The organism is Paraburkholderia pallida (assembly GCF_004524855.1).
GTDB classification, from domain to species: domain Bacteria; phylum Pseudomonadota; class Gammaproteobacteria; order Burkholderiales; family Burkholderiaceae; genus Paraburkholderia; species Paraburkholderia oxyphila.
Genome location: NZ_CP038148.1, coordinates 475733 through 499093, shown reverse-complemented (window position 1 = coordinate 499093; position 23361 = coordinate 475733). Strand labels below are relative to the sequence as shown.

Genomic DNA, 23361 nt, shown 5'->3' with positions numbered 1-23361 from the left:
TTTGCACCGCTTAGTGCGGTGCGCGGCGTGATGCGATGTGAAAAAGCCCGTGGGTCTTCGGACTCACGGGCTTTTGTTTTGGATGGCTCAATCGTTCGGCGGCTGCCGTTGGCCTCAAATCCCCAGCCGCCTGAGCACCTTCGGCCCCGCGAACGCCACCAGCGCCGCGCACAGCGCAACAACCGCGAGCCCGACGGTGAGGTTGGTCACCTGCGTGATGCCGCCGATCACCACCGGCCCGAACAGCAGTCCGAAATAAGCGATGCCCGCCACGTGCGCGAGGCCTTCGGCGGCGTGGATGCCCTTGACGCGCGCGGCGGCGGCGAACAGCACCGGCATCATGTTGGCGAGGCCGAGGCCCATCAACGTGAAGCCCGTGAGCGCGGTGAACGAAAACGGCAGCAGCAGCGCGCCGATCATGCCCGCGCAGGCGAGCGAGGCGCTCGCGAACACGAGCTGCGGTGCTCCAAAGCGGGCGCGCACGGCGTCGCCCGCGAAGCGCGCGGCGGCCATGCCGCCCGAGAACGCGGCGTAGGCGGCGCTCGCCAGCGCGGGCGTGGAGAGCACGACGTCGCGCATATAGACCGTGGCCCAGTCGTACATCGCGCCTTCGGCAATCAACGCGATGAGCGCGATGCCGCCCAGCGCCCACAGCGCCGGTGTGCGCCAGCGGTTGCCGGTTTTGGCGTGCTCGCCGTGGGTCGCATGCGGCACGTGCGGTAGCACGGCAGGGCACGAAACGAACAGGACGAGAGCGGCCACTGCCGACGCGAGAAAGAGATGCAGCGCGGGCGCCATGCCGTGCGCGAGCAGCGCGCCGCCGACGGCCGCGCCGGCCATGCCGCCCAGGCTGAACATGCCGTGCAGCGCCGACATGATCGGCCGGCCGACCGCCTCCTCGACGGCGCTCGCTTCCGCGTTCATGGCGACGTCGAGCGTGGCCATGCCGACGCCGAACAGCGCGAGCACGACGAGCAGCATCCAGTAGTACGGCACGACCAGAATCAGCGCGCCGCACGCCGACATGGTGAGGCCGCCCGTGAGGCAGGCGCGGCGCGTCCCCGCACGCGCGATCCATCCGCCGATGGTCGTCATGGCCGCGATCGAGCCGCCCGCCACCGCGAAGAGGGCGTACGAGAGCAACGCCGCGCTCAGGTGGAATTTGTCGCGCACCGTGGGCACATGCACGCCCCAGGACGCGTACATCATCCCGGCGATGAAAAAGAGCGCCATGGTTGCGACGCGCGCACGCGCTCGCGTGGCGGCGGGCAGCGCACGGTGGACGGCATGGGGCGGCTCGGCGAGCGCGGCATCGGAGGAGCGGTCGGACACGGGAAATCCTGGTGTTGGGCAACGGCGAAGCCGATCGGCTCAGAAAAGTCCGGCGTATCAGCTTTTTGAAAGGCAAGCGGAAATTCTAGCGAAGGCGCGCGCGGGCTGCTTGCGGCGGCCCAGCCTGCTCTAATAGTGGGATGGCGCAATCGGCTCAATGCGGGCCGACGGGCTCCGTCTCGCTGTCAGACCCAATAGGCCCAACGACCCCACATCGATCGAGGACATGACCTTGAAGATCCCCGCTCACGCTCCGCTGCATCTGCTGCATCAGGCCGCCACCGGCACGCTCGCGACCCATACGCGCGAGCCGCAGGGCTTCCCGTATCCCACGCTGCTGCCTTTCGCGCCCGATGCGCGGCATCGTCCCGTCATCCTCGTGAGCCGGCTAGCCGAGCACACGCGCAATCTGCAAGACGATCCGCGCGCCGGCTTTCTCGTCGCGCAGTTCACCGGCGAGGACGTGCTGAACGCGCCGCGCATGACCCTGCTCGGCCGGTTCGAGCCGAGCGAGGGCGGCGCCGGCACCGACCCACAGGCGCCGCTCGCGCGCCGCTACCTGCGCTACCACCCGGACGCGGCGCGCTATCTCGCGCTCGGCGACTTCACGTTCTGGACGATGCGCGTGGAGCGGTTGCGCTATATCGGCGGCTTTGGCGCGATGGGCTGGCTCGACGGCACGGATCTCGACCCGCTCGAGCCGCTCACGGCCGACGAGGAAGAAGCGCTAATCCGCTTCTTCGAGGCGCACCCGGCGCGGCGCGACGGTCTCGCGCTGCTGGGCGTGGACCGTTACGGCGCCGATCTCTCAATCGACGGCGTGCGCACACGCTATGTTTTCGAGGCGCCGCAGGGTGAGACGCAATCCTTGCATGCCGTGCTAGCCGATTGCCTCGCGCGGCATGCGACCTGACTATTTGCACGACAAGGCGGCAAGCGCTGTATGCCGCCACTCATAACGCATTGCGAGATTTCAAGATAATAAGCGGGGCCTGGTGAAAGTTCGCATGAGATGAAATGTTTGCGGTTTTTTTCTCAATTAATTTTCACGCCCTGCGAATTATGAGAACCGGATTTATCTGGAAAAAGGGCGATTGGGTAAAAATACCGATTTGCACGAAACGAAAGCTCTGGCGGCCTTGGTGCGATGCTGAACGGGGCCTAAAGCGCTTTAATTATTTTTATTGCCCGCGCTTTTCGCGACATTCAAATCTGTGTTAATCTCGCCTGCAATTTCCGAGGCAAATCATCTGTCAATCGGCATACCGGCACAAGATCAGTAGCCATTAATTAACAAACCACCAGGATACCTATGTCTTCCTACAAGGAACTCCTCGCACAGCGAGAGAAGCTCGAGAAGCAGATTGAAGAGGCTAAGGCGCGTGAATATGCCGAAGTCCTCGACGAGATCAAGCAGAAAATGGCCGACTACGGCATTACGCTAGCCGAACTCGGCGGCGGCCGTGCAGCGGGCAAGGGCGCCAAGGCAGCCAGCCGCTCGCGCGCCAGCGTTGCGCCGAAATACCGTGACCCGGATAGCGGCAGCACGTGGTCGGGCCGTGGCAAGCCTCCGCGCTGGATCGCCGGCAAGGATCGCGAGAAATTCCTGATTCAGAAGTAAATCGCCTCTGCTACAGCTGGAATTGGGCCTTGCGGCCCGCCAAGCGAAAAAGCCGCGCCGTCACGGGGACTTGCGCGGCTTTTTTGTTATCTGCTTACCGCTGCCTTTCAGTAATCTCGCAAAGAGTGAACGCGAATACGAAGTGTTCTCGTAGTCGCCTGATTTAAAAGAGGATTCCAGGGTTATCTCGAATTCGTCATGGTAGGGCCATTACAATCGCGGCTATTCCACGTTTGCGCATTGAATCGTATGTCCACTACCGCCTCCGTATCCCCATCGGATAAACAGCGCGTCGCGCGCAAGACCACGCTTGTCAGCGTCGCCGTCAATGCCGTGCTGGTCGTGCTGCAAATCACAGTCGGCGTGTTTGCGCATTCGCAGGCCTTGATTGCCGACGGCGTTCATTCGCTCTCCGATCTCGTTTCCGATTTCGTCGTGCTGCTTGCGAACCGCCATAGCGGCGCAAAGCCAGACGCCGATCACAATTACGGCCACAGCCGTTATGAAACGGTTGCTTCATTATTTCTTGGCGCCATTCTGATTGCCGTGGGGGTGGGTATGCTCGCGCGCGCCGGCACACGTATTGCCCATCTCGGCGACATTCCGCCGGTTCATGCGAGCGCGCTCGCCGTGGCCGTGCTCGTGCTCGTCTCCAAGGAGTCGCTGTTCCGCTACATGCTGCGCGAGGCGCAGCGCGTGCGCTCGGCCATGCTGATCGCCAACGCCTGGCATGCGCGCTCGGACGCGGCTTCGTCGCTCGTGGTCGCCATCGGCATCGTGGGCAGCCTCATGGGCGTGCGGTTGCTCGATCCGATCGCAGCGGCCATCGTCGGCTTCATGGTCGCGCGCATGGGCTGGGTGTTCGGCTGGGACGCGCTGCAGGACCTCTCGGACCGCGCGCTCGATGAAGCCACGACTGGCGACCTGCGCACGCTCTTGACCGGCACGCCCGGCGTGCTCGACGTGCACGAAATGCGCACGCGCAAGACCGGCGACCTCGCGCTCGTGGACGCGCATATCCTCGTCGATCCGCTCATCTCGGTTTCGGAAGGGCACTACATTGCGGAGACGGCGCGTGCGCGCCTGCTCACCGACCCGCGCGTGCTCGACGCGCTGATCCACGTCGATCCCGAGGACGACATGCACGTGCGCTCGGTCGCGAACCAGCCGCCGCGCGGCGAAGTCGAGCATGCGCTGCGCGAGGCGCTGGCGGCGCATGGCGTGCGTGTGGAGGCGGTGACGCTGCATTACCTGAGCACGGGCCTCGAAATTCAAGCCGTTCTCTCGGCGCAGGGCGATGCGCGGCGCCTCGATGGTGTCGACATGCAGGCGCTCGCGCGCAAGCTCGGTGCGAGCAAGGTGGAAGCGGTGCAGGCCGCGACATCGATAACAACGTCGGCGGCGGATGCGGGATCGACAAGCGCGTCGGGCGGCGTGCACGAATGATGCGTTGCGCCGCCGCGCCGGGCGGCGCGAGCGCGGGGTGCTAGCCTGTCGCGCCGCGCCTCACAGCGGCAATTGCGTATCGAACTTGATTTCGCGTAGCACGACGCTCGTGCGCACCTGCGCAACGGCCGGAATGCGGAAGATGCGCTCGTGCAGGAAGGTGTCGTAGGCCTTGATGTCCGGCGCGACGATCTTGAGGATGTAATCCGATTCGCCGGTCGTGCTGTAGCACTCGGTGACTTCGGGGCAGGTGGCGATCTCGCGCTCGAATTCCTCGACGCCGCCCTCGGTGTGCCGCGTGAGATGGATATGCGCGAGCGCGCAGACGTGCAGGCCCAATTTCTCGCGATCGAGCAGCGCCGTGTAGCGCTGGATCACGCCCGATTGTTCCATGTCCTTGATGCGGCGCCAGCATGGCGTGCTGGAGAGCCCCACTTGATCGGAGATTTCCTGCACCGAGCGGCGCGCGTCGAGCTGCAACAGGCGCAGGATCTTCTGAGAGAACGTATCGAGTGTCAAATGCGCCTCCATGTGCGTCGCCGTATTCCCGAATGTTAGAGGCCGGAAAAACGAAACGCAATGCAAACCGCACCTGACGAGGCAGATTTTCTAATTTGGCAATCAGGTGACGGCGTTTTGCCCTGAGGCGTCCCCATCATCGGAGGCGGCGGCCGCCGCGAGCCCCGCCTGCTGCGCGCGCAGGTCGGCGAGCATGTTGCAGAACAGCGCGCCTTGCTCGATGGCGTCGTCGAGCGCGACGTGGGTATGCGGGTGATCGTCGAACCAGTGCTTCGGAAAGCGCGGTTTGATGCACTTGCGGTACGGCAGGCCCGTCATGGCGAACGCGAGCGTCTTGATGTCGAGCGCCGACCACGAGAACGGGCAGCGCCCCGTAAAACGCATCATGTACCAGAACATGAAGGTGAAATCGAAGCCCGCCGGCATGGCCACGAACACGGGCTTGCCGGGCAGCGCCTCCACCCACTCTACATACTTATTGAGCGCCGCGGCGGGATCCTGCTGATCCTTGCGGCAGGCGGCCCACGCCTCGGGCTGCGTCTCCCACCAGGCGGCCTGCACGGGATGCGGCGTCGCGCCTTCGAGCGTCATGAGATTGGCCGAGAACGTGCCGATCAGACGCTTGTCGGCGGTGTAGGCCGCCGACGCGAAGCTCAGCATCGAGTGCGGGCCGGGGATAGGACCATCGGCCTCGACGTCGGTGCTGACGTAGATCTCTTCAATGGCGGCTTGATTCGCTGGATTCATGGGCGGGATTCGTTGACGGTTTGACGCGTGCCGGTGAGCGTGAGCGGGTGCTCGGCTGGCCCGGCGCTCAGCCCCAGGGCGCCTGGCTCGCGCCACCGGAGACGCCGGGCACGCTGTCTGCTACGTAAGGATTCGTGCGGCGCTCCTCGCCGAAAGTCGAAACCGGGCCGTGGCCCGGCACGAACGTGACATCGTTGCCAAGCGGCCAGAGCTTTTCCCGGATCGAGCGGATCAAGTCCGCGTGATTGCCACGCGGAAAGTCGGTGCGGCCGATCGAGCCCGCGAACAGCACGTCGCCCACCAGCGCGAGCTGATGCTTGCGGCTGAAGAACACGACGTGCCCAGGCGTGTGTCCGGGACAGTGATAGACCTCCAGCTCCTCTTCTCCAACCTGCACGGTGTCGCCGTCCGCGAGCCAGCGGTCCGGCTCGAACGCCTGCGCATGACCAAAGCCGAAGCGCACGCTCTGTTGCGGCAACTGATCGATCCAGAAACGCTCGTCCTCTTGCGGCCCGATGATCGGCACGCCGAACTTTTCGGCGAGCTCCTTCGCGCCCGCGCAGTGGTCGAGGTGACCGTGCGTGAGCAGCACTTTTTCGAGCTGCACGCCCTGGCGCGCGATCTCGGCTTCGATGTGATCGAGATCGCCGCCAGGGTCGACGACGGCGGCGCGCCCCGTTGCCTCGCAGACGAGGAGCGAACAGTTTTGCTGGAACGGCGTGACGGGAATCAACGTGACTTTCATGCGCGCGGCTCGTGGATGACGTGGGCCTTCGCAGGCCAAAGCCCCGATTGTACCGGGGCGCGCAAGACGCCGCCCGCGCTCGCCGACGCACATCCGCCGGCCTTGTCAGACAAGGCGCGCGGGCCTCGCGGACGGGCCAGACAAACGGCTTTGTTACATCAATAGTGAAAAATCATGGAGTTTTCTACCAGGTACGGATGGCAAGAATTACTTTTAGGTATAATGCGATGCATCAAGCACGTTACGCGTGCATTCACTGGGCGATGTGACCCGCAGTTAAAACGGGGTCGTAATACATCGCCGTCAAGCAGTGCCGTCAAGAAAGGCTGGCTAAACAGGCTGCCTTACAAGACGGCAAATCAGGTGCCGATCCGTTCGGCACCGCACGTCTTGCCCAGCCAGGCGCCACGCGCCTGCCACGGACTTGCTGCCGTGACGCTGGGTGGGGCCTACGCCGCCGTTCCTGTACGCCGTGTGTCTCCGGCGTGCCTGAACGTGTACATCACGTTCGATGGCGGCATGTGGGGTCTGGTCAGGCTGCCGGGGACAGGTTGCGCCAGACGTGAAATCGAACCAGCGGTTAGCGGCATATGGGGCCGCATCCGGGTATCGGCATTCGCTCGCCTTTTTTCATCGATCGGCGGGTGGGGTGTTCTTTTGCCCGCGACCGCCGGAGCTATCCACGAACGCGCAACCAAAGGCGCGGGACGGCTCCGAAACGTGATGGCTAAATTATGAAACTCGGACTATCTCGACGACGACTCGGGAGTCTTGCAGCCGTGTCCGTGCTGGCCGGTTGTGCCATGCCGCCTGCTCAACAGAACCAGGCGCAGGGCGACGCGCTCAGCACCAAGGACGCGCACACGGCCTTCGCCGCGCCGCAGAGCTACGGCTCCGCGCTTGCGGCGCTGCCCGCCTCGGGCGCCGGCAACGACAACTCGCTTGCCGACGCGCAACCGATCGACGGCAACGCGCCCGACGTGGGCTCGTTCCACCAGACCGGCCGCGCTTCGTGGTACGGCTGGCCGTTCCACGGCCGCAAGACCGCGAGCGGCGAGCGCTTCAACATGAAGGCGCTGACCGCCGCACACCGCACACTGCCGCTGGGCTCGTACGTGCGCGTGACCGTGGCTAACAGCTCGAAGTCGGTTGTGGTGAAGATCAACGACCGCGGACCGTACGTGCGTGGCCGCGTCCTCGACCTGTCGTACGCGGCGGCGAAGGTGCTGGGCCTGCAGCACGCGGGCACCGCGAAGGTGGAAATCGAAGGCCTCTCGCGCCAGGAAGCGAAGGCCGCGCAAGCAGAAATGCTGGCCGCGAACTCGACAAGCAACTGAGATTCGCCGCGCGCTTGAAGCGCGTGATGGATTCCCTGTGTTTCGTCCGTGTTGGCGCGTGACGCGCGCCGGATGGCGCACACCGGATGACTCAAGAGTTGGATACGCGAGGGGCCGCGTCGAACCCATCGACGCGGCCCCTCAGTCTTTCTGCCGCTTTCGGCGGCCGCATCGCCCGATGCGTGCCTGTTGTCGACTTTTATCGCCTTTTGTCGTTCTGGCGGCTCAGTCCGCGTCTTCCTCGCCGCCTTCATTCTTCAGTTCGAGCGCGCGCGCATAGAGCGCGTTGCGCGACGCACCCGTGAGCGCCGCGGCGATTTTCGCCGCGCCCTTCACCGGCACTTCCTCCAGCAGCACGCGCAGCAGCGCGTCGTGATCGGCCTCGCCCGAGGCCTGCGCGCTCGCGCCTTCCACCACCAGCACGAACTCGCCGCGCTGCCGGTTCGCATCGGCCGCGAGCCACGCTGGCCCTTCGGCCAGGGTGCCGCACCAGAGCGCCTCGTGTAGCTTCGTCAACTCGCGGGCGATCAACAGACGCCGCGCCGGACCGAATGCATCGGCGAGCGCCTGCACGGTCTCGACGATCCGATGCGGCGCCTCGTAGAACACCATCGCGTGCCCATGATCGGCGAGCGGCTGCAGCGCGGCCGCGCGTTGCTTGGGCTTGGGCGGCAGAAAGCCGAGGAACGTGAACGTCGCGACCCAGTCGCCGGCCGCGGAAAGCGCGGTGGCGAGCGCGCTCGCGCCCGGCAGCGGCACGACCTGGAAACCGGCGGCGCGCACGGCATCGACGAGCTTCGCGCCCGGGTCGGAGATGCCGGGCGTGCCCGCGTCCGAGACGCAGGCCACGCGCTCGCCCGCGCGCAGATGCTCGATCACGCGCAGCGCCGCTTCGCGCTCGTTGTGCTCGTGCACGGCGACGAGCGGCTTCGAAATGCCGTAGCGCGCGAGCAATTGGCCCGTGTTGCGCGTGTCCTCGGCGGCGATGCGATCGACGAGGCCGAGCACGTGCAGCGCGCGCAAGGTGATGTCGGCCGTGTTGCCGATGGGCGTCGCCACGACGTACAGCGTGGCGGCCGGGTATTGCTGGGCCTGGGCGAGTTCGAGGAGGGACGTCATGACACGGAACGCGCGAACGCAAGAAAAGAGGCCGACATTGTGCCATGTGGGGGAGGCCGCGGCGGCGGACGGCGCGACACGCCGCGAAGAAGGCGCACGGGTTTCGCGCGCAGGCGTGGGCGACGATGCGCGCGCAGGTACGCGTCGCGACAACTTTTCCGCGCAAGGCCGGTCCAATGCCGAACGCCGCGAGGCGGGTGCACGCTTTGAATCGCACGCACTGGTATTTTTGCAGCGGCAACGCCTCGTGCTGGTCGCGCGCAACGTGTACTGCCGCGCTGGCGAGATCGACCTTGTGATGCGCGATCGCGACGGCACGCTCGTCTTCGTGGAAGTGCGCGCACGTACGTGGCGTGGCTACGGCGGCGCGGCGGCGAGCGTGGGCTGGCACAAGCAGCAGCGGATCTTGCGTGCGGCGCGCTACTACCTGGCGACGTGCTCGCATGCGCGGGACGCGCGAGCGGTGCCGTGCCGCTTCGACGTGGTGACGTTCGAGGGCGGACGCCTCGCGTGGCTGCGCGACGCGTTTCGCGAAGACGGACGCTGAGCGGTCGGAGTGTAAGCAGATGTGACCGCGCGCCGAGAGGCGCCTTCGCATGAGACACACGCGCGCGAAAAAAGCGGCCTCGAAAGCGCGTACGGAAAAGAACGCCGGAAGAGAACGCGCTTGAGTGCGATAAACTTGCGCCACACCGCATTCACGCGGAATATTCAAGATACACGCAGTACAGATTAGAGAGTCGATGTCCGTCGAACGAATTCAACAGCACTTTCGCGACAGCGCAGCCGTCAAGCTCGCCGCGATGGAAGCCCTGGCCGTGCCGATTGCCGCCGCGGTCGACACGATGTTCGCCGCGCTGGCGAACAGCAACAAAATTCTCGCATGCGGCAACGGCGGCTCGGCCGCCGACGCCCAGCACTTTGCCGCCGAGCTGATCGGCCGCTTCGAGCGCGACCGCCCGGGCCTGCCGGCGCTGGCGCTCACGACCGACGCCTCCGTGCTCACGGCACTGGCGAACGACTACGCCTACGACCAGGTGTTCGCGAGACAGGTGCGCGCGCTCGGCCAGCCCGGCGACGTGTTGCTCGCTATCACGACCTCGGGCAACTCGGCGAACGTGCTGGCCGCCATCGAAGAAGCGCACGAGCGCGAAATGATCGTGATCGCGCTGACCGGCAAGGGCGGCGGCACGGTGACCGAAGCGCTCGCCGACACCGACATCCACCTGTGCGTGCCGTCCGATCGGACCGCGCGCATCCAGGAAGTACATCTGCTGACGATCCACTGCCTGTGCGACGGCATCGACGCGATGCTGCTGGGCGAAGACTGACACCGAAGGACGAAGGAGAGGGAGTTGATGAGCAGAAACAGCATGACGCGCGCGCTGGCCCGGACCACGCTGACGATCGGCTTTGCTGCCTCGCTGTGCGCGAGCCTGCAGGGCTGCTTCCTCGCCGTTGCGGGCGCCGCGGCGGGCGGGACCGCGCTGGTGGCAACCGACCGGCGCACGGTGGGCGCGCAGACCGAAGACCGCGAGATCCAGGTGAAGGCGCTCAAGGATCTGACCAACGGGTTGCCCGATAGCTCGCACTTGAATGTGGCCGTGTTCAACCAGCGCGTGCTGCTGACAGGTGAGGTGCCCGACGAGGCTTCGAAGCAGAAGGCCGAGATCATCGTGCGCAATATCGCGAACGTGGGGTCGATTGTGAATGAGCTGGCGGTGCAGCCGGCTAGCTCGTTTTCGACTCGCGCTAATGACTCGTATCTTGAAGGGCGGGTGAAGAGCGAGCTTGTCATGTACAAGGACATCTCGGCGAATAACTTCAAGGTGGTGAGCGAGCGCGGTGTGGTCTATTTGATGGGCCTCGTGACCGTGGACGAAGGCAATATTGCTGCTAATGCTGCGAGCACGGTGCCGGGGGTGATGCAGGTGGTGAAGTGCTATCAGTACATCCAGCCGCAGCAGGCGATGGCGGCGAATAGCCAGGCGAATGGGAATGCGCCGACGCCGGCGCCGGTTAGTGCTGCTGAAGCGCCGCAGGTGGGGGCTGTGCCGGATTCGGGGGTGAGCTCGCGGCCACTCGATCAGCAAGCGCCTGCGCCGGTGATGGATTCGTCGCCCGCGCATCCGGGTAGCAATGGGGCGACGATGTGATGGGGATGTGTTCGGCTAGTTTGCGTGGTCGTGTGGTGGGTGGGTTCCTCGTGGCGATGCTTGGTGGGTTTGGGGTGTCTGCTTCGGCTTTGGCTGCTACTAGCGATGGGGTGGCTATCGCGCGGTCCAATGCCTGCATGGGGTGTCATGCGGTGGATCGCAAGCTTGTTGGGCCTTCGTTTAAGGATATTGCCGCTAAATACAAGGGCGATGCCGGGGCGCAGGCCAAGCTCGAGAAGAAGGTAAGGGACGGTGGGGCCGGGGTTTGGGGGGCTATTCCGATGCCCTCGCATCCTGCTATGAGCGCTGCGGATGTTCGCGATGTCGTGGCCTGGGTGTTGGCTGGGGCGCCGGCTTCCAAGTAGCGTTTTCGTGGCGCTCGAAAGCTTGAGATCGCGCAATTTTGGCGCTTGGCACAAACGAAAATAGCTATGCTAGAATCGTTTGGATAGTGGGGCGGTAGCTCAGCTGGGAGAGCGTCGCGTTCGCAATGCGAAGGTCGGGAGTTCGATCCTCCTCCGCTCCACCACCGTAAAGTCTCATAGCATCACAGAGCATCTCAAAAGCCGCGAATTCATTGGGTTCGCGGCTTTTTCTTTGTCTCCGAATGTCTCATATCGCTACTTGTCATCTTGGGGCAACTGGGGGCAACATTGAGGGCAACACGCAGATGCGCAAAGGAGTTGCCCCCAAAATGCCGCTGACAGACGTCAAAATTAAGCAGGCAAAGCCGCGAGAGAAAATTTACAAGATTTCCGACGAGCGCGGGCTTTATCTCGAGGTAAATCCCACTGGCGGCAAGTGGTGGCGGTTCAAGTATCGAATCGACGGGAAGGAGAAGCGTCTGTCGCTGGGTGTCTATCCGGACGTTGGTCTTGCATTGGCGCGTGAGCGACGAGACGAGGCGCGAAAGCTAGTTGCCGATGGGGGCGACCCCAGTGCCAATCGCAAAGCTCAGAAGAGCGCGAAGGCGGACGCTAATGCGAATAGCTTTGAGGTCGTGACACGCGAATGGCTTGAAAAACAAAAGAATGTGTGGGCCGGCAGTCACGCCGAGAAAATTATCCGTCGCTTTGAGCGGGATGTTTTTCCTTGGCTCGGCAAGCGGCCGATAGCAGATATCAAACCCGCCGAACTCCTGGCGGTGCTGCAGAGAATTGAGAGCCGCGTCGTTGAGACCGCGCATAGGGCAAAGCAAAACTGCAGTCAGGCATTTCGCTACGCCGTGGCGACGGGGCGGGCGGAGCGCGACATTAACCCGGGGCGACGTAGTCCGGTGGGGCCGCATCCCCGCCACGGCCGGCGCGGCGGAAGGTGGTGCTCCATCTCGAGTCGTGACGCGCCCTGGCGCGTCGCACCTGGGCAGCCGCATCGTGTCGTTTCGGGACTTGTCGCGACCACAAGGAGCCGAAGCTTGAAGCTGTTTTCGGCATGGGATGGCTGACGTCATTGGACACCTAACCAGCTACGCGCGGTCCAACGAGCCCCGTGGCTGCCGGAGCCCGCAATCAGCAGAGGGGACCGCCGCTGCGGGTCACTCAACGGTAGTGAAGGTTCGTGGGCCCGCTGGACAGGACGACGACTGAATCCATGCCATGAACGATATCGCTGTAGCCCGGTTGCGAGCGCGGGTCTGGCGGTCCGGGATATCTGAACTCATACTTCTCGCCGTTGTAACAACCGGTCTCGTGCGTCCAAGACTCGGTCCGGATATCGACCTGCTGAATTTCGTCAGTTTCATCGGCGTCTGCGTACCCGTCGATAAACACTACGACGCTATCCTGCGGCGCGTCTCTAAGACGTTCGAGCAGTTCGCTCACTTTCATCAGCATCTCCGTTTCGAGTATCGCCGCATCAACGCGCGAACCCGCACGGCGCCACCGCTGTACCCCTGGATCAAACTCGCGGGCCGCTGGCTAGAACTCGCAGGCTTCGAAGCCGGGCAGCGAGTAAAAGTCGAAGTTCAGCACGGCAGACTTGTGATCACGCAAGACTGATTAGAACGACAAACAACACCCCGGCCAACCGCCGGGGCTTGCCGTTCTAGGGCTCCCGAATCTCCGCCTCCACCAGCGTCTTAAGCAACGCCACCGATTCCTGCCATCCAAGATAACAAGCCTCAACCGGAATAACTTCCGGAATCCCTTCCTGCACGACAGTCACCTCAGTCCCGCAGAAGACAGCGCGCAGCGAAACCGTAGTCTCCATCACCCCGGGCAGATTCGGATCCTCAAACACCCCCGTATACCGAATCCGTTCATTAGCCACGAGTTCCAGATACTCCCCACCAAACGAGTGACTAGCCCCGTTGGTGAAATTCGTAAACGACATCCGATACTTCCCACCAACAACCGCATCGAGTTGATGCACGGTCCCAGTAAACCCATTCGGCGGCAGCCATTTCGCCAGCGCACCAGCATCAAGAAACGCGCGATAAACCCGCTCAGGTGGCGCGGTGAAAACCCGATGAATTCGAACGGTACTCGTAGGCATATAGAGGTGGCCTCGTTCGTTCGGACAGGATCAGCAAGTTTTTAAGTGGAATTGCTGAGGCAATCAAGCTGCCGATTTTATCGCTGGCAGCGTGGCGAAGTATGCTTCATCCGGTGTCTGATCGGCCAGCCTGGAATGAGGCCGATTCTGGTTATACCAGTTCAGGTAGTTGCCGATTGAGCGGCGGGCGTGGCTGACCGAGTCGTAGGCTTTCAGATAGACCTCTTCATATTTGACGCTGCGCCACACCCGTTCAACAAACACGTTGTCACGCCATGCGCCCTTGCCATCCATGGACAGAAGAACGTTCCGGCTGAGCACCGCGTCGGTGAATTCGGTTGCGGTGAACTGGCTGCCTTGATCCGTGTTGACGATCTCAGGCAGGCCGTATTTCGCAAACGCTTCCTCCAGCGCCTCGACGGCATGGCAGCTCTCCAGCGTGATCGCCACCCGGTGTGCCAGCACCCGACGGCTCGCCCAGTCCACCACGGCCGTCAGATATACGAAGCCGCGCGCCATCGGGATATAGCTCGTATCGAGCGCCCAGACCTGATTGGCCCGGTCGATCTTCCGGTGGCGCAGCAGGTACGGCCAGATCCTGTGGGCTGCATGCTTGCGGCTCGTGTTTGGCTTGCGATACAACGCCTCGACGCCCATGCGCTTCATCAAGGTGCTGACGTGTCTGCGCCCGACCTTGATGCCTTCGCGACGCAGCAGCCGTACCAGCATTCGTGCCCCTGCAAATGGATGCTCGAGGTGAAGCTCGTCAATCCGGCGCATCAATTTCAGATCCGCTTCGCTGACCCCGCGCGATTGGTAATAGGCACTCGACCGGCTGATGCCTACCAGCTTGGCCTGCTGTGTCACCGGCAGAGCGTGATCACGATCGATCATCGCCTTACGCCCAGCAGTCCCGCCTTGCTGAGCGCGCTTTCTAAAAATCATTCTCCAACGTCAATTGCCCGATCTTCGCGTGCAGCACCTTCACGTCGACTGGCGGCGCCGACGGCGCCGCGCTGCCCACTTCGAACACATCGGCAACCCGCTCCTGCAGTTGCTTCTTCCAGTCCGTGATCTGGTTCGGATGGACATCAAATTGCTGGGCCAACTCTGCCAGCGTCTTGTCGCCCTTGAGCGCCGCCAGGGCCACCTTTGCCTTGAACGCCGGTGAGTGAGTCCGTCGGTTTCGTTTCGTCATCTTCTGGTTCCTTGTTGCCGACCATTATGGCCGACTCACGCCCCAGCTTTTCCACTCAACGAACTGTCTGAATTCTCGAAGCCACCTCTTATCAATCCTCCAGGCGCAAAAGGGCAGGGCAGCAGAGCAACCAGGCATCCAAGATTCTAGTCAACAGCCAAACAAACCACCCCACACCCGCCCCTCGCACCGCAGCAAACCAACGCGGCCGGGTAGCCTAAACTTCCCCTATCCCCCGGGCCACCCGCCCGACCATCGCCCCTCGGAGGCCGCCATGCCCGCCGCCCAGATCGAGACTCAAAAGGTTGATTACGAAGGCTTCGAAATCCACATCAGCGCCATGCCGGCAGAGGAAGGCGGCAAGCGCTACACCTACACCGCCTACATCTGCCACCCAGGCGCGAACGCGGCGCTTCCGGGCCATTCGGTCGCGTACCATGCGGACGGCGACGAAACCTTCCGCAGCGAGCAGGAGGCGGTAGAAGAGGCGGCGCATGTGGGGCGGAGCATCATCGAGGGCACGCATCCCGACCTGTCGGTGCTCTCGCTCGTGACCCACGGCTACTAGTCACCCAAACCGCAACTAACAGCACCCCCAGCACAACGCCCACAAAAAAGCGGCGCAGCATCCCCGCTGCGCCGTGAGTCAACTCGCGCGCTTCGAACGCCCGCCCCCAACGCACCGCCGCAAACCCCGCAACACAAGCTCTGCGCTGCATCAACCCCGCCGTTGCGCATCCCCATCGCTTTCCCAGAAATCCCGCCGATCCGCAAAGCAAACATTGCATACAGCCTACATTTCTTACTAATATTTCACCCTTCTGCAAGGCACCCGGGCCGCGCACGCGCCCAAAAAGCGCCGCAGCACCATCCCGCCGCCGCCACAACTACTCACCGTCCAACCCACTCATGACCCGCCCTTCGCCCCAGAAGGCCGCGCTTGCCGCCGCCTGCGCCGCCACTTTCGCCTGCCTGAGCGCTCCCACACAGGCCCAATCCGCCGTCACCCTCTACGGCGAGATCGATGCCGGCCTCGCCTACGCAAACAACGTCGGCGGCCACGCGCAATACCAGCTCACCTCGGGCCTCATCGACGGCAGCTTCTGGGGCCTGCAAGGCAGCGAGGATCTCGGCGGCGGCATGAAGGCGCTGTTCCGTCTCGAGCGCGGCTTCGCGCCCGCCAACGGCGAGGAGCGCAACGATCACCCGTACTACGTCGGCCTCGAATCGGAGTCGTTCGGCACGCTCACGCTCGGCCGCCAGTACGACTCGGTCCACGACTATTTCGCGCCCTTCACGCTCACGGGCGGCACGGGCGGCACCGCGTTCGCGCATCCCTTCGACAACGACAACGCCAACAACACGTATCTCGCCGCGAACGCCGTCAAGTACGAGAGCCCGAAGTTCGGCGGCTTCACGTTCGGCGGCATGTACGCGTTCTCGAACGGCGCGGGCCGCTTCGCCGACAACCGCGCCTACAGCCTCGGTGCGAACTACGCGGGCGGCGCCTTCAGCGCGGGCGTCGCGTGGCTGCACAACAATGGCCGCGGCGCGAACGGCACGGGCGCGTATGAACCGTTCGCGCTGCCGGGCTCGGGAGACGCGGCGGGCTCGGTCATCGATACATTCGTCGGCAAGCAGGACACCATCGGCGTGGGCGCGAACTACATCATCGGCGACGTGACGCTCGGCGCCGCGTGGTCGCGCGCGATCCAGACCGGCGTCGTCGATGCGGATAGCGGCGCGGGCCTGCCTTCCGTCGGCTTCAGCAACTACGAGCTCAATGCCGTCTGGCAGGTCACGCAGGCCGTGTCGCTCGCGGGCATGTACGTCTACACGAAGGCATCGGCGGCGCATTGGCACGAGGGCGCGGTGCAGGCGGTCTATCAGGTTTCGAAGCGCACCGACGTCTACGCCGAAACGGTCTACCAGCGCGCGAGCGCGGGCGCGCCCGCGGTCATCAATGCGTTCGATCCCGCGAGCGGACGCAACCAGCTCGTGGTCGCCACGGGTATCCGCCACCGCTTCTAGGCATCGGTGTTCGGGCGCGCGTCTCCCACCGGCGGCGGCCAACGCAGATCCGGACAATCAGAAAGACAGCCAGCGCATCGGCGAATGCGCTGCTACCATCGCCCGTTCGTCTTTCATCTTCGTCTTCAGCCCCGATGCTCGCCCTCAAGCTCACGCTCGTCCCGCTCTTCCTGCTGTTCGTGTCGATGGCCGGCAAGCACTGGGGGCCGAAGGTCGCGGGCTGGCTCGCCGGGTTGCCAGTAATCGCGGGCCCCATTCTCTGGCTGCTCGTGATGCAGCACGGCGATGCGTTCGGCGCGCGCGCCGCCACGCTCTCGCTTTACGCGATCCTCGCTTCTGAGTCGTTCAATTTCGCCTACGCCTGGACGTGCCGCGCGCGGCCCTGGTGGCTCGCGCTCGCGGTGGGGCTGGCCGCATGGTTCGCCGCCGCGTGCGTGCTGTCGCGCCTGCCGGTGTCGTGGCCGTGGGCGCTCGGCGTGGCGCTGGCCGCGACGCTCTTCGGCCAGACCTTCCTGCCGCGCAGCACCGTGGTCGCCGCCGGCGCGCCGCTCATGCGCACCGATCTCGCCGGGCGCATGTTTGCGGGCGCCGCGCTCACGCTGGCCGTCACGGCGATGTCCACGCGCCTCGGCCCCGTGTGGAGCGGCTTGTTCGCGGTGTTTCCGCTGCTCAGCAGCGTGCTGGCGGTGTCGTCGCATCGCGCGCACGGCGCGGCGTTCGTCATCGCGTTGCTGCGTGGGATGGTGCTCGGGCGGTTCGGGTTCGCGGCGTTTTGTCTGGTGCTGTCGCTGACGCTCGCACATCAGGCTTCGACGCTCGCGTTCGTCGAAGCGGCGGCCGTCGCCATGCTGGTTCAGGCGACGAGCGCGCGCCTCGCACGGCTCAAACGCGCGGATCCTGCGCAAAGCGGCGTGCGCGCCGATACCGTTTCCACGGAATAATCGGCGGGGCGGGCGGGAGAAGCGGGGAAGGGCGGGTTCGCGCGCCGGTGCTAGACGGCGCGAACCGATACGGCGATCAATGCCACCCCAGAGCCACGCAAAGTGGAAAAGGCCCGGACACCGGTGTCCAAGCCGCCGGATCACCGGCGGCGGAGGTTTTCTGTGGGTGCGCTCCGCGCAGCGCGCGAGGCGACGTTAACTAACGTGTTAGCACAAAGACTGACGGGCCTGCTCTCGAGTTCCATCGAGAGCAGGCCCGTCTGGTGTACTTCACTCAGCGCGCCGCCGTACGGGGCGCTGCCTTCGACCGCGATTACTGGCCGAAGTAAACCGACTTGGCGTTCGTCGTCACGCGGCTGCCGGCTTGCGTCGAGCCGTTCGTCGAGGCGCCGTAGGCCGTGGCTTCAGCCGTTGCGTTTTGTTGCGCGACCTTCGCTTGTGCGGCTTGCAGGTCTTCCGGGTAGTACGGGCTCGAGACGCCCGGGCGATAGCCGGCTTGTTCGAGTTGCACGAGTTCTGCCTTCACCTGGGCACGGGTCACCGGCTGGCTTTCTTGAGCGAACGACAGGGCCGGGGCGGCAAGAACGGTAGCGGCAAGCGCTGCAGCAATCAGGGTCTTCATGGTTACTAACCTCCAAAATTTATCATTTGAACCGTAACAATCGAGTTGTTCGATTCGTTGATGGAACTTTATTGCAGCGCACTTCGCAGATAAATATCGAGATACGGCAAACATCATTACCAAAATGAAGATAATTGCCGCTGAACCGGATGCTGAAAGCGAATGGCGGAAGCTCGCAGCCACGCGCGTGCGTCGTCTGCCTGGCGGTGAGGCAAAATAGTGCGCATGAGGCCGCGCGCGGCACGGTTCTCACGGCTGATGCAATGCCGGCAACCTTCGAGGAGATTTCCATGAAAAACGCACTCGGCCGTCAGGCTGTGATTGCCGCCGCGCTGGCGGGTCTGGCGACGGCAGGCATCGCGCACGCCGACGAAACTGTGAACTGCTATGGCGTCGCCAAGGCCGGCCAGAACGATTGCGCGAGCAAGACCGGCGTGCACGACTGCGCGGGCGAGGCCAAGGTCGACCACGACAAGGGCGACTTCAAGGCCATGCCGAAGGGCACCTGCGAAAAGCTCGGCGGCACGCCGGAAAAGTAAGCCGTGGCAAGAGCGGCGAAATGAGCAGCGAAATGCATGGCGCAGAACGGCTCAATCCGAGCCCCAACATGATCGCTGCCGCTAGCCTGCTCGAGACATGCACACGATGATGCCAACCCCTTCGCGCACACTTCCGGCACAGGGCGTTGGCATCGGTTTGCGTCACGCGCACTATGACGCATTCATGCAGGGGCCACCGTCGGTCGACTGGGTCGAGGTCCATAGCGAAAACTATTTCGGCGATGGCGGCTACGACCTGCACGTGCTCGAAACGGTGCGCCGCGATTTGCCGGTGAGTCTGCACGGCGTGGGCCTCGGGCTTGGCTCTGCCGCGCCGCTCGACGAAGGGCATCTCGCGCGCCTCGAGCGACTCGTCGAGCGCATCGAACCCGCACTCGTCTCCGAGCATCTGTGCTGGGGTGCGACGCCTCACGCCGCACTTCACGATCTCTTGCCGATGCCGCTCACGCAGGCGTCGCTCGATCATCTCTGTACGCGCGTCGCGCAGATGCAGGACACGCTGCGCCGGCGCGTGCTGATCGAAAACGTCTCCACGTACGTGCGGTTTCGCGACGATACCTGCGGCGAGACGGCCTTCCTCGAAGAACTCGCGTGCCGCACGGGCTGTGGCGTGCTGCTCGACGTGAACAATCTGTACGTGAATCAATGCAATCACGGCGAGGACGCGCTTGAGGCAATGGCCGCGCTGCCGCGCGAGGCGGTGGGCGAACTGCATCTCGCGGGGCATCGAGTGACGGCGGCGGCGGTGATCGACGATCACGGCTCGCGCGTCGCGCCTGAAGTCTGGATGCTCTATGAGGCCGCGCTGCGCCGTTTCGGCCCGGTGCCCACGCTGATCGAATGGGACACCGCCGTGCCGCCGCTCGATGTGCTCATCGACGAAGCGAAGCTCGCGCGCGAGCGCATGACACGGATCGCGCACGATCCGCAAGCGAGTGTGCAGGTGCAAACATGAGCGCGAGTGAAACGCTGACGTCGCTGCAGATGGCCTTTGCCGCAGCGCTCGACGATCCCGCCGCCGATGCCGCGCTCGCCGCCCATCTTCAGCCCGCCGCCCCAGACGCTGACTTGCACGAGCGTCTTGGCCTCTATCGCGGCAACGTGCGCGCGGCACGGCGCGCCGCGTTGGCGAGTGCGTATCCGGTGCTCCTCGCGCTCGTCGGCGATGCTTACTTCGATGGGCTCTCGCGCGACTATGCGAGAGCCCATCCTTCGCGCGACGCCGATCTGAATCGCTTCGGCGCGGCCTTGCCGGCCTTCATCGAACGCTACGAGACCGACGCGCGCTACGCGTATTTCGGCGATGTCGCGCGTCTCGAATGGGCGTTGCATGTCGCAGCCTTTGCGGCCGATGCCGAGCCGCTTGGCCCGGCGCAGTGGCAGGCGATCGGCGCGGAGCGTCTCATGTCGGCGCGGCTCGCCGTGCATCCGGCGTGTGCCGCGCTTGCGTCGCGGTACGCGGCGCTCGCGATCTGGCGCGCGCATCAGCCTGCGGACGGAAGCCTTGACGATCAAAGCCTCGACGACAAAAGCCGCAACGCATGGCCCGAACGCATCGATACGCCGGGTTGGACGCTCGTCGTGCGTCCGCGCTGGCGGCCCGCTGCGCTAGCTCAGACACAGGCCGCGCACGAGGCGTTCTTGGCGCTCCAGCGTGGCGCGACGCTCGACGAAGCGCTCGAATGCGCGTTCGCCATCGACGAAGCGTTCGACTTCGCGAGCCAATGGCGCATGTGGATCGAGACGGGCGCGATCGTCGGCTTGCGTGAGGAATGAAGCGCTCACGCCCGTCGAGGCTGCAACTTGAGCACAATCAAATATTACCCGGATGATATTGCGTCATGTAATTTACCCGGGTAATATTCGCTCCGTGATTCGACACAGGAGCAAGACATGACATCGACGAATGAGCCCATGCCACAAGGCGCGGGCGTTACAGCGTTTGCCGGCACGCGGCTGATCGCGCGCGGCGCGCCGCTCGACGTGGCGCTGGCGGTGAAGGCGGCACTGGAGGGCGGCGAGAGCGCATCGGTACTGGTGTTCGACGACCGCGACGCGAGGCCGGTGGAATTCGATCTGCGCGGCAGGCCCGCAGACGTGGCCGCGCGCCTTGCCGCCGACGCGGCGTGGCAATCCCAGACCGAAGAGAGCGCACAGGCACAGCCGGATGAGCCCGACGCAGAGACTCCGCGCGGCCGCGGACGGCCCAAACTAGGTGTGGTTGCGCGCGAGGTCACGCTGCTGCCGCGGCATTGGGACTGGCTGGCGGAGCAGCCGGGCGGCGCATCGGTGGTGCTGCGCCGGCTCGTGGAGAGCGCGCGTCATGCGAGCGAGTCGAAGGACCGCGTGCGGGCATCGCGTGAAGCGGTGCATCGCTTCATGACCGCGATGGCCGGCAACCTGCCGGGCTATGAAGAAGCGCTGCGCGCGCTGTATGCAGGCGAGCGCACGCGCTTCGAGGCGTGGAGCGTGGACTGGCCCGAGGACGTGCGCAACTACGTGCGGGAGCTCGCCCGGGACGCATTCGCTTGAGGCCGCAACCAGGCGGCGCGGCGTCACGATGAGCCGCGCCGGTTCCAGCAAAGACGACGTCGAAAAATACCCGGGCAAAAAAAAGCCGCTCAGGCCACACGGGCATGAGCGGGAAGTCGGAGAGTTTACATTTACAACCTCTGCATGAACTGTCATGGGGTCACGCAGTAAGTTCAGTCTAAGTGCAGGGTGTCTCCGTCGATATAGGAGAAGTCCGAAACTCCCGTACGGCGGGGCCTTGCGCGCCCTGCCTTCCCTGCGCGGCGCATTGTTTCGTCCGGCCCACAGGCGCACGTCCGCCTTGCCACGTCGTTTGCGGCTCCGTACACTCGCGCGTGATTTCTCCCCCACAAAAGACAAAACCAGACCACGCCGGCAGCCGATGCAGTCACCGGTGCACCACGGTCAACAATGGCACAAGAGGAGCCCCCTATGTCCGATTCCTGGTTTCCCCGCTGGCGCGTGCAAGCGAGCGCCGCGCAGAACGTCGTCGCGCCCGACGAGCGCCTGCCCTGGCCGCAGATGTTCGCGATGGGCGTGCAGCACGTCGTCGCCATGTTCGGCTCGACGGTGCTCGCGCCGCTGCTCATGGGCTTCGATCCGAACCTGTGCATATTCATGTCGGGGATCGGCACGCTGCTGTTCTTCGTTCTCGTGGGCGGGCGTGTGCCGAGCTACCTCGGCTCGAGTTTCGCGTTCATCGGCCTCGTGATCGCGGTCACGGGCTACGGCGGCCACGGGCCGAACACCAATATCCCGGTCGCGCTCGGCGGCATCATCGCGTGCGGCGTGGCCTACGCGCTGATCGGCCTGCTCGTTTCGGTCATCGGCACGAAGTGGATCGAGACGCTCATGCCGCCTGTCGTGACCGGCGCGATCGTCGCCGTGATCGGCCTGAATCTCGCGCCCACCGCTGTGAAGGGCGTGAACGGCTCGGAGTTCGATGCGTCGATGGCGCTCGTCACCATCCTCTGCGTGGGCGGCGTGGCCGTCTTCACGCGCGGCATGCTGCAGCGCCTGCTGATTCTCGTGGGCCTCGTGATCGCCTATGTGATCTATGCGATCGTGACCAACGGCATGGGCCTCGGCAAGCCGATCGACTTTGCGATCGTCGCGAACGCCGCCTGGTTCGGTCTGCCCAAGTTCACCTCGCCCGTGTTCGATCCGCACGCGATGACGATGCTCGTGCCCATCGCCGTGATCCTCGTGGCGGAAAACCTCGGCCACATCAAGGCCGTCTCCGCCATGACGGGCCAGAACCTCGACCGCTACATCGGCCGCGCGTTCATCGGCGACGGTCTGGCCACCATCGTCTCGGGCTTCCTCGGCGGCACGGGCGTGACGACCTACGGCGAGAACATCGGCGTGATGGCCGTCACGCGGATCTACTCGACGCTCGTGTTCGCGATCGCCGCGCTCATCGCGCTCGTGCTCGGCTTCTCGCCGAAGTTCGGCGCCGTGATTCAGACTATTCCGGGGCCGGTGCTCGGCGGCGTGTCCATCGTCGTGTTCGGCCTCATTGCCGTGACGGGTGCGCGTATCTGGGTCGTCAACAAGGTCGACTTCTCGGATAACCGTAACCTGATCGTGGCCGCCGTCACGCTCGTGCTCGGCGCGGGGGACTTCTCGCTCAAGCTCGGTAATTTCGGGCTCGGCGGTATCGGTACTGCGACCTTCGGCGCGATCATTCTCTACGCGCTGCTGCGCAAGAAGCCGGCGCAGGGAGCGGTGGTTTAAGGGCGGTTGAAGGTGGCGCTTTCGGGCGCCAAAGGCGCGTTGAGTGCCATGCGCAAACGCGCGTGAATCGCGTGAATGAAAAACGCGACGCCTTTTTCGAAAGGGCGTCGCGTTTGTTTTTTGTGCGCTGCTTTATGATCTCGCCGCGCTGACCGCGCTGACCGCGCTGACCGCGCTGACCGCGCTGACCGCGCTGACCGCGCTGACCGCGCTGACCGCGCTGAC

Annotated in this window: 26 protein-coding genes and 1 tRNA gene; 19 read left to right on the top strand and 8 right to left on the bottom strand. The window is 64.5% G+C overall.

Annotated features, from left to right (window positions below):
* Positions 1–114 precede the first annotated feature (114 nt).
* On the bottom strand, positions 115–1332 hold the full coding sequence (locus E1956_RS02205; protein WP_134747017.1) for an MFS transporter: 1218 nt from the start codon (positions 1330–1332) through the stop codon (positions 115–117).
* A 232-nt stretch (positions 1333–1564) separates the two neighbouring features.
* Between E1956_RS02205 and E1956_RS02200 the strand changes: the two genes are divergently transcribed.
* The 3 genes from E1956_RS02200 to E1956_RS02190 all read left to right on the top strand — a co-directional run bounded on the left by E1956_RS02200 (position 1565) and on the right by E1956_RS02190 (position 4399).
* Positions 1565–2245, top strand: coding sequence for a HugZ family pyridoxamine 5'-phosphate oxidase (locus tag E1956_RS02200; protein WP_134750279.1), 681 nt, complete (start codon positions 1565–1567; stop codon positions 2243–2245).
* A gap of 399 nt (positions 2246–2644) precedes the next feature.
* Positions 2645–2953 (top strand): H-NS histone family protein, encoded by a 309-nt coding sequence (locus E1956_RS02195; RefSeq protein ID WP_133194984.1) that lies wholly within the window; start codon positions 2645–2647, stop codon positions 2951–2953.
* 249 nt (positions 2954–3202) lie between these two features.
* Entirely contained in the window at positions 3203–4399 is a 1197-nt protein-coding gene (locus tag E1956_RS02190) for a cation diffusion facilitator family transporter (protein WP_134747014.1), read from the top strand.
* 60 nt (positions 4400–4459) lie between these two features.
* On the opposite strand, the gene E1956_RS02185 is transcribed toward E1956_RS02190, so the two are convergent.
* The 3 genes from E1956_RS02185 to E1956_RS02175 all read right to left on the bottom strand — a co-directional run bounded on the left by E1956_RS02185 (position 4460) and on the right by E1956_RS02175 (position 6410).
* Positions 4460–4930 (bottom strand): Lrp/AsnC family transcriptional regulator, encoded by a 471-nt coding sequence (locus E1956_RS02185; protein ID WP_174490587.1) that lies wholly within the window; start codon positions 4928–4930, stop codon positions 4460–4462.
* A 90-nt stretch (positions 4931–5020) separates the two neighbouring features.
* Positions 5021–5665, bottom strand: coding sequence for a 3'-5' exonuclease family protein (locus E1956_RS02180; protein ID WP_134747012.1), 645 nt, complete (start codon positions 5663–5665; stop codon positions 5021–5023).
* A 67-nt stretch (positions 5666–5732) separates the two neighbouring features.
* Entirely contained in the window at positions 5733–6410 is a 678-nt protein-coding gene (locus E1956_RS02175) for an MBL fold metallo-hydrolase (protein WP_134747010.1), read from the bottom strand.
* Positions 6411–7144: 734 nt separating this feature from the next.
* Here E1956_RS02175 and E1956_RS02170 point away from each other — a divergent pair.
* Positions 7145–7747: a septal ring lytic transglycosylase RlpA family protein gene (locus tag E1956_RS02170; protein WP_134747008.1), complete on the top strand. Its 603-nt coding sequence runs from the start codon at positions 7145–7147 to the stop codon at positions 7745–7747.
* A gap of 225 nt (positions 7748–7972) precedes the next feature.
* Here the strand turns inward: E1956_RS02170 and rsmI are convergent, their stop codons facing one another.
* Entirely contained in the window at positions 7973–8866 is an 894-nt protein-coding gene (gene rsmI, locus E1956_RS02165) for a 16S rRNA (cytidine(1402)-2'-O)-methyltransferase (RefSeq protein WP_134747006.1), read from the bottom strand.
* Between rsmI and E1956_RS02160 the strand changes: the two genes are divergently transcribed.
* The 7 genes from E1956_RS02160 (at position 8865) to E1956_RS47515 (ending at position 13019) form a co-directional block, all read left to right on the top strand.
* Entirely contained in the window at positions 8865–9413 is a 549-nt protein-coding gene (locus tag E1956_RS02160; protein ID WP_134747004.1) for a YraN family protein, read from the top strand. The two genes, rsmI and E1956_RS02160, sit on opposite strands and share 2 nt — an antisense overlap.
* Before the next feature lie 196 nt (positions 9414–9609).
* Positions 9610–10197: a phosphoheptose isomerase gene (locus E1956_RS02155; protein ID WP_134747002.1), complete on the top strand. Its 588-nt coding sequence runs from the start codon at positions 9610–9612 to the stop codon at positions 10195–10197.
* A gap of 27 nt (positions 10198–10224) precedes the next feature.
* The gene (locus E1956_RS02150; RefSeq protein ID WP_134747000.1) at positions 10225–11022 is read left to right on the top strand and encodes a BON domain-containing protein; all 798 of its coding nucleotides are present in this window, start codon (positions 10225–10227) and stop codon (positions 11020–11022) included.
* 56 nt (positions 11023–11078) lie between these two features.
* Complete coding sequence (locus tag E1956_RS02145; protein ID WP_232071338.1) at positions 11079–11387, top strand: c-type cytochrome; 309 nt, start codon at positions 11079–11081, stop codon at positions 11385–11387.
* Between the two features lie 88 nt (positions 11388–11475).
* Positions 11476–11551 (top strand) — tRNA-Ala (locus tag E1956_RS02140).
* Positions 11552–11716: 165 nt separating this feature from the next.
* Positions 11717–12466 carry a tyrosine-type recombinase/integrase gene (locus tag E1956_RS02135; protein WP_232071224.1) on the top strand — a complete coding sequence of 250 codons (750 nt, stop codon included), beginning with the start codon at positions 11717–11719 and terminating at the stop codon, positions 12464–12466.
* A 151-nt stretch (positions 12467–12617) separates the two neighbouring features.
* Entirely contained in the window at positions 12618–13019 is a 402-nt protein-coding gene (locus tag E1956_RS47515; RefSeq protein WP_134746998.1) for a SymE family type I addiction module toxin, read from the top strand.
* Positions 13020–13065: 46 nt separating this feature from the next.
* Here E1956_RS47515 and E1956_RS02125 read toward each other — a convergent pair whose 3' ends face one another.
* Together E1956_RS02125 and E1956_RS02120 are read right to left on the bottom strand one after the other, a co-directional pair.
* Positions 13066–13515, bottom strand: coding sequence for an SRPBCC family protein (locus E1956_RS02125; RefSeq protein WP_134746996.1), 450 nt, complete (start codon positions 13513–13515; stop codon positions 13066–13068).
* A 63-nt stretch (positions 13516–13578) separates the two neighbouring features.
* A protein-coding gene (locus tag E1956_RS02120; RefSeq protein ID WP_134746994.1) for an IS3 family transposase occupies positions 13579–14713 on the bottom strand; the annotation gives its coding sequence in 2 pieces (ribosomal slippage) (positions 13579–14455 and positions 14454–14713; 1137 coding nt in all).
* A gap of 274 nt (positions 14714–14987) precedes the next feature.
* On the opposite strand from E1956_RS02120, the gene E1956_RS02115 reads away from it, so the two are divergent.
* The 3 genes from E1956_RS02115 to E1956_RS02105 all read left to right on the top strand — a co-directional run bounded on the left by E1956_RS02115 (position 14988) and on the right by E1956_RS02105 (position 17685).
* On the top strand, positions 14988–15281 hold the full coding sequence (locus tag E1956_RS02115) for a hypothetical protein (protein WP_134746992.1): 294 nt from the start codon (positions 14988–14990) through the stop codon (positions 15279–15281).
* 341 nt (positions 15282–15622) lie between these two features.
* Entirely contained in the window at positions 15623–16744 is a 1122-nt protein-coding gene (locus E1956_RS02110) for a porin (RefSeq protein WP_134746990.1), read from the top strand.
* Between the two features lie 134 nt (positions 16745–16878).
* Positions 16879–17685 (top strand): hypothetical protein, encoded by an 807-nt coding sequence (locus E1956_RS02105; protein WP_134746987.1) that lies wholly within the window; start codon positions 16879–16881, stop codon positions 17683–17685.
* Positions 17686–17998: 313 nt separating this feature from the next.
* Here the strand turns inward: E1956_RS02105 and E1956_RS02100 are convergent, their stop codons facing one another.
* Entirely contained in the window at positions 17999–18307 is a 309-nt protein-coding gene (locus E1956_RS02100; protein WP_134746985.1) for a DUF4148 domain-containing protein, read from the bottom strand.
* 290 nt (positions 18308–18597) lie between these two features.
* On the opposite strand from E1956_RS02100, the gene E1956_RS02095 reads away from it, so the two are divergent.
* From E1956_RS02095 to E1956_RS02075, 5 genes are all read left to right on the top strand, one after another.
* A complete protein-coding gene (locus E1956_RS02095; RefSeq protein ID WP_028217193.1) occupies positions 18598–18846 on the top strand; it encodes a BufA1 family periplasmic bufferin-type metallophore in 249 nt (82 codons plus the stop codon).
* Positions 18847–18952: 106 nt separating this feature from the next.
* Positions 18953–19822 (top strand): MNIO family bufferin maturase, encoded by an 870-nt coding sequence (gene bufB / locus E1956_RS02090; RefSeq protein ID WP_134746983.1) that lies wholly within the window; start codon positions 18953–18955, stop codon positions 19820–19822.
* Positions 19819–20643 carry an HvfC/BufC N-terminal domain-containing protein gene (locus E1956_RS02085; RefSeq protein WP_232071222.1) on the top strand — a complete coding sequence of 275 codons (825 nt, stop codon included), beginning with the start codon at positions 19819–19821 and terminating at the stop codon, positions 20641–20643. The genes bufB and E1956_RS02085 overlap by 4 nt, the downstream gene beginning before the upstream one ends.
* Before the next feature lie 117 nt (positions 20644–20760).
* Positions 20761–21399: a DUF2239 family protein gene (locus E1956_RS02080; RefSeq protein WP_232071220.1), complete on the top strand. Its 639-nt coding sequence runs from the start codon at positions 20761–20763 to the stop codon at positions 21397–21399.
* 432 nt (positions 21400–21831) lie between these two features.
* Positions 21832–23136: a solute carrier family 23 protein gene (locus E1956_RS02075; RefSeq protein ID WP_134746981.1), complete on the top strand. Its 1305-nt coding sequence runs from the start codon at positions 21832–21834 to the stop codon at positions 23134–23136.
* The last annotated feature ends 225 nt before the right edge of the window (positions 23137–23361 follow it).